This is a genomic window from Frigoribacterium sp. AC759, from assembly GCF_979256015.1.
This window is the reverse complement of sequence record NZ_CEEDMT010000049.1, coordinates 1-5,838: the sequence shown is the minus strand read 5'-3', so window position 1 is coordinate 5,838 and position 5,838 is coordinate 1. Positions and strand designations below refer to the sequence as shown.

Genomic DNA, 5,838 nt, shown 5'->3' with positions numbered 1-5,838 from the left:
CGCGACCGCCGTCGAGGTGACCGCCGACGACGTGCTCGGCGAGACCGAGACCGGTCGTCATGCCGATGCCGGTGGCGACGACGGTGACGAGCACGTCCGGTTCGACCTCGTCGACGACGAACTCGTCGCGACCCGAGGCGTAGACGCCCTGCCACCGCTCGGTGACCACGGGCTCCGCGCCGAACAGCGCCCGGAACTCGTCGAGGAACGCCGAGGAGGCGCGCTCGTCCTGGAAGGGCGAGATCGCCTCGCCCCTCCGGTGACTGTCGCCGACGATGATCGAGCCGTCGGGCAGCTGCGTGTACATCTGGTTCAGATCGAGGGCCGCGAGGTCGGGCCGCTCGGCGTGCAGGCGGGCGCGCACCAGCTCGGCGGCGCTCGTTCCGGCGAAGGCGCTGTAGCGGATCAGCGACCACCCGGTGAGCAGCGGCGCCCCGAGGGGCTTCGCCAGGTCGGCGCGGACCCGCAGCATGTCGAGACCGCAGCGCTGCAGATCGGCTCGTTCGGCCAGGTCGGGCAGCAGCTGGTCGAGGTCGTGATTCGTGGCGACGACCACGGTGCCCGCGTCGATCGGCCCCCGGCTCGTCTCGACGCGGCCGGTCGTCACGGACCCGACGGAGGTGCGGGTCGAGAAGCGGACCCCTCGCGACTCGAGATGCCTGCGGATCGCATCCGCCGCCTCCCTCGGGTCCACCTGCAGGTCGTAGGGCAGCAGGGCGCCGCCCACGGTCACGCCGGGCGCGACCGGGGTGCGCGACGCGAGCCCGCCCGCGTCGAGGAGCTCGATCTCGGGGCGGTCGCCGAGCACCCGCTCGGTGCGGGCCGCGGCCAGCTCGCCGAGCAGGGCGAGCTCGTCGTCGTGACGCGCGGCGACGAGCGTGCCGCTCTCGGCGAGCCAGAAGCCGGCGTCGCGGGCGAGCCGCAGCCACAGCCCCCGGGCGGCGAGCGCGTGCCGCCGGGCCTCGCCGCTCTGCGGGGTGAGGCAGAGGTGTCCGAAGTTGCGGACGGTCGACCCGCCGATGACGGCGGACCGGTCGACGACCAGCACGGACCGCCCGCGGTCGACCGCGGCCAGGGCGGCACCGAGACCCACGATGCCCGAGCCGACCACGACGACGTCGTAGCGCGCGGTCATCGGAACACCCGGCGCATCCACATCGCGAGACCCTCGACGGCGAGCACCGTCACGAGGATCATCAGCACGATCGCCGTGACCGTCCCGTAGTTCGAGCCCTGGCTGGCGTTCAGCAGGTAGTACCCGACTCCCCCGGCCCCGACGATGCCGAGCAGCGTGGCCGCCCGGATGTTGGTGTCGAGCATGTAGAAGGTGTGGCCGATCAGCGCCCGGGTGCCCTGGGGCAGGGTCGCGCCCGCGTAGACCTGGAGGCGCGTGGCCCCGGTCGCAACCAGGGCGCGCTCCGGCCCCGACGAGACCTCCTCGAACGAGTCGGCGAGCAGCTTGCCGAGCAGTCCGACGCCGCCGAGCGCGAGGGCGAGCGTGCCCGCCTGGGTCCCCAGACCGGTGACGACGATCAGCACGATGGCGAGGATCACCTCGGGCACTCCGCGGATCCCGACGAGCAGCAGACGCATGCCGCCGCGCACCCCCCGGCTCGGCGCGACGTTGCGGGCCGCGAGCGACCCGATCACGATCGAGGCGACCAGGGTCAGCAGCGTCGCGGCCAGGGCGATCGCCACGGTCTCGCCCATCGCGTCGACCATCGTCGACATCTCGTAGCTGCCGAACGACGGCGGCCAGAACTGCACGGCCACAGCGGGCACGCCGCTCCAGACGGTCACGAGCTCGGACCAGGCGATGTCGCAGACGACGATGCTCGCCACGACGACGGCGGCGGCGACCGCGGCCCACGTGGTGGTCCGCACCCGGGCGCGATCCCACGGGCGGCGCAGCATCGTCGCGACGGTCGCGGCGGCGGGTGCGGTGGCGGGGGTTCCGGAGGCGCGGGTCGCGTCGTCCGCGGAGGTCGCGGGGGCGGGGGTTCCGGAGGCGCGGGTCGCGTCGTCCGCGGAGGCCGCGGTGGCAGACCCCCGGCCGACCGCCTCGGGTGCGGGGGCCGCGGATGTCGCCGCACCGCGCCTCCTCGTGGCCCGTCGCACGACGCGGTCGCCGAGACCGCGACCCGTCGGAGCCGTGCCGAGCATGACCGCGCGGACGCTGCTCGAGACGATCTCCATCACGACGCAGAGCACGAAGATGACGACGGCGTAGCCGAGCCCCAGCCCGTAGTCGAGCGACTTGAAGGCGAACGACATCTCCATGCCGAGACCGACCACTCCGACGTAGCCGAGGATGACGCTGCCGCGCAGGTTGATGTCGTTGCGGTGCAGCACGGTCGCGACCCACGAGGGCAGCACCTGCGGCAGCACTCCCGCCGTGAACTGCTGCAGACGCGTGCCTCCGGCGGCGCGGACGGCCGTGCGGGGCCCCTCGTCGATCTGCTCGATCGCGTCGGCGAAGAGCTTCGAGATCATGCCCACCGAGTGCAGGCCGATGGCGAGGATGCCGGGCAGCGTGCCGAGCGAGAACAGCAGCACGAAGACCATCGCGAGCACGACGTCGGGCACGGCGCGCGCCAGCACGGTGACGAAGCGGGCGGCGGCGCGCCAGACCGGGCCGGGCGACGTGTTCGACGCGGCCAGCACGGCGACCGGCACCGACAGCACGGCGGCGAGCAGCGTGCCGCAGATGACGAGACCGAGGGTCAGCGCGGTCAGCTGCAGCAGCTCGCCGAGGGGCGGGAACTCGATCGCGCCGACCCTGCCGAAGAACCGCTCGGCGTTCGACCAGCTCTGCAGCATGCGGGCGGGGTCGATGTCGACGCTGCGGAGGGCGACGACGCTCGCGATCAGGAGCGCGACGAGCGTGAGACCGGCGGCGACGCGTTCGGGCGAGACCCGACGACGAGGAGGCGCGGCGACGGGGGCGACGACGGCCTCGGTCGTGCGCGGGCGCTCGGTGACGATGCTCATCGGACGGCGCCGTCGGGGGCGTGCGCCGCGCCTCCTGCGAGGTCCTCGGGGACGTTCGCCGCGCCTCCTGCGAGTCCGGACGTGCCGGGCGTGCCGGGCGTGGCGAGCTCGAGCTCGATGGCCTCGAACTGGTCGGTGCTCGTCGCGACGCGGCCGTAGATCTCCATGACCTGCGCCTTCGAGAGCCCCTCGGTGGGGGTGTCGAGCACGACCCGGCCGTGACGGAGGCCGACGATCCGGTCGGCCCACGAGAGCGCGAGGTCGACCTGATGCAGGCTGCAGATCACGGTGAGACCCTCGTCGGCGGCGATCTCCCGGATCAGCGCCATCACCTGGTCGCTCGACTCGGGGTCGAGCGAGGCGACCGGCTCATCGGCGAGCAGCACCTGCGGGCGCTGCATCAGCGCGCGGGCGATGGCGACGCGCTGCTGCTGCCCGCCCGAGAGGGTGTCGGCGCGCTGGTACGCGCGCTCGAGCAGACCGACGCGCTCGAGCCGGGCGAGCGCCTCCGCCCTGGCCGCACGACCGTACGACCAGAGCCCGAGACGCGGCCCGCGCACCGTCGCGAGCGACCCGGTCAGCACGTTCTCGAGCACGGTGAGCGACGGCACCAGCTCGAACTGCTGGAAGATGAACCCGACCTCGCTGCGCAGCTCGCGCAGGGCGCGGCCCGCCAACGCCGTGACCTCACGACCCAGCACCGTGACGCGGCCGTCGGTGGGGCGCTCGAGGCCGTCGACGTGACGCAGCAGCGTCGACTTGCCCGAGCCCGACAGACCCAGCAGCACGACGACCTCGCCGCGGCGGACGGTCAGCGATGCGCCGTCGAGCGCCGTGGTCGCGCCGAAGCGCTTGGTGATGCCCTCGAGGCGGACGACGGTCTCGGCGGGGCCGGTGGGGCCGGTGGTCGCCGTCGTGGTCGCCGTCGCCGTCGTGGTCGCCGTCGTGTTGGTGGTCGCTGCCGTGTCGGTGGTCGCCGTCGCGGCGCGGGTGGCGGTGGTGGTGTCGTCGTGCGGGTTCATGCGGGTGTCCGTTCTGCTCGGACCCCGGGGATCCGCCGAGACCCCCACGCGCGCGCGAGGGTCTGAGCGGATTCCCGGGGTCTGGGGGTGCTACTTCGTCAGGCCTGGCACTGCGTGGCGTTCGTCTTCTCGCAGATGTCGCGGATCTCGTCGTAGTACGCGTCGTCCACGGGCGTCGTCTCGAAGAAGACGCTGCGGAAGCCGTCGCTGTCGGCGCCGTCGATGCCGGCCGCGACCATGTCGTCGGCGCTGACGTTCGCGAGGATCTCCTCCAGCTGCGCCTTCAGGTCGTCGGGCAGGCTGTCCGACTCGACGATCGGGGCGCCGGGCACCATCTGCTCGTCGATGACCTCGACGGCGTCGCTCTTGGCGACCTCGCTGTCCTCCGCGAAGCCCGCGTCGCACTCCGAGCCCTCGCCGGTCTTCTGCACGCTGACGTCGTGCTTGCCGGCGAACACGGGGGTGATGTCCTTCTCGGGGTCGATGCCGGCCTCGAGCAGCGCGTAGCTCGGGAACAGGTAGCCCGACGTCGACGACGGGTCGACGAAGCAGACCTTCTTGCCCTTCATGTCGGCGATCGACGTGATGTCGCTGCCCTTCGGCACGATGGCCTGCGAGTAGTAGCCGGGCTCCTGCCCCTCGGCCGTCGTGATCGACGAGATCGGCGTCAGCTCGGCGCCGTTGTTCGTGGCGGTCACGTAGGTGAAGCCGGAGAACGACGCGACGTCGATCTGACCGGCGATGCTCGCCTCGATCAGCGCCGCGTAGTCGGTCGACTCGTGGTACTCGACGGTCTTGCCGGTCTCCTGCGCGATGTAGTCCATCAGCGGCTGGTAGTTCGTCTCGGTGTCGACCGAGTCGGGCACGACGCCGAAGACGAGGGTGCTCGAGTCGACCGCGAATCCGGCGGCGTCGGACGAGCCCCCGCCCTCGCCTTCGGCCGAGGAGGCGGCGTTCGAGCAGCCGGCGAGAGCGGTGGCGAGCAGGGCGACGCCGACGAGGGCGATCGCGGCACGGGGACGGCGGAGGGTCATGACGGCCTTTCGGGTGGGAGCAGGACGTGACGATGGTGACACGCGACCGACCGACATAGGAACCTAACTCGTGGTCCGTTCAGGCAGAGTTCACGTGTTGTATGCCCACCCGCGCCTCCTGGGCCCCTGGGCCCCTGGGCCTCCTGGGCCTCGCATCGAGGTGACCCGAAAGGGGCCCTCGGGGCGCCGGAGGGCACCGAACCGGTCACCTCGATGCGGGGGCTGCGGGGGCTCCTGACCCGCGCCTCCTGGGCCTGGCGTCGAGGTGACTCGAAAGGGGCCCTCTAGGCGCCGGAGGGCACCGAACGGGTCGCCTCGATGCGAGGGGTGCGGGGCTAGGCGGCGAGGAGGGCTATGCCGCCGAGCACGACGACCGACGCGACGAGGCGCTTCGCGACCGAGCCCTCGCGCAGCACGAGCGCCCCGAAGACCGCGACCATGACCACGCTCGTCTCGCGGGCCGGTGCCACGAGCGCGACCGGCGTGGTCTGGATCGCGACCAGCACGAGGATGTACGACAGCGGCGACAGCACGCCGAACGCGAGCACCCGCGGCCAGTGCGCGCGCCCGACCCCGAGCAGCTCGCCACGCCGACGACCGAGGGCGACGGTGTAGAAGACGACCTCGGCGAGGGTCACTCCGACCATGAACGAGACGGGCGTGAGGCTCCAGGTGCGCAGGGCGTGGGCGTCCCAGATCGTGTAGGAGGCGATGGCCAGGCCGGTCAGCAGCCCCCCGGCGATCCCGGGGTCGAGGCGGCGACGGGGGCGACTTCCGCGGAGGTGCGGGGC

The 5,838-nt window shown here is 72.7% G+C and carries 5 protein-coding genes; all 5 read right to left on the bottom strand.

Annotated features, from left to right (window positions below):
* A partial coding sequence (locus tag ACZ6JE_RS14965; protein ID WP_464319446.1) for a TIGR03364 family FAD-dependent oxidoreductase occupies positions 1 to 1,135 on the bottom strand: 1,135 nt, incomplete at its 3' end.
* The gene (locus ACZ6JE_RS14960) at positions 1,132 to 2,991 is read right to left on the bottom strand and encodes a PhnE/PtxC family ABC transporter permease (protein WP_464319445.1); all 1,860 of its coding nucleotides are present in this window, start codon (positions 2,989 to 2,991) and stop codon (positions 1,132 to 1,134) included. The genes ACZ6JE_RS14965 and ACZ6JE_RS14960, both read right to left, overlap by 4 nt.
* Positions 2,988 to 4,013 carry a phosphonate ABC transporter ATP-binding protein gene (phnC, locus tag ACZ6JE_RS14955; protein WP_464319444.1) on the bottom strand — a complete coding sequence of 342 codons (1,026 nt, stop codon included), beginning with the start codon at positions 4,011 to 4,013 and terminating at the stop codon, positions 2,988 to 2,990. The genes ACZ6JE_RS14960 and phnC overlap by 4 nt, the downstream gene beginning before the upstream one ends.
* Positions 4,014 to 4,111: 98 nt before the next feature.
* Entirely contained in the window at positions 4,112 to 5,047 is a 936-nt protein-coding gene (locus ACZ6JE_RS14950) for a phosphate/phosphite/phosphonate ABC transporter substrate-binding protein (RefSeq protein WP_243216511.1), read from the bottom strand.
* A 335-nt stretch (positions 5,048 to 5,382) separates the two neighbouring features.
* Positions 5,383 to 5,838 (bottom strand): EamA family transporter (locus ACZ6JE_RS14945; protein WP_464319443.1); only part of this gene is annotated, 456 nt, incomplete at its 5' end.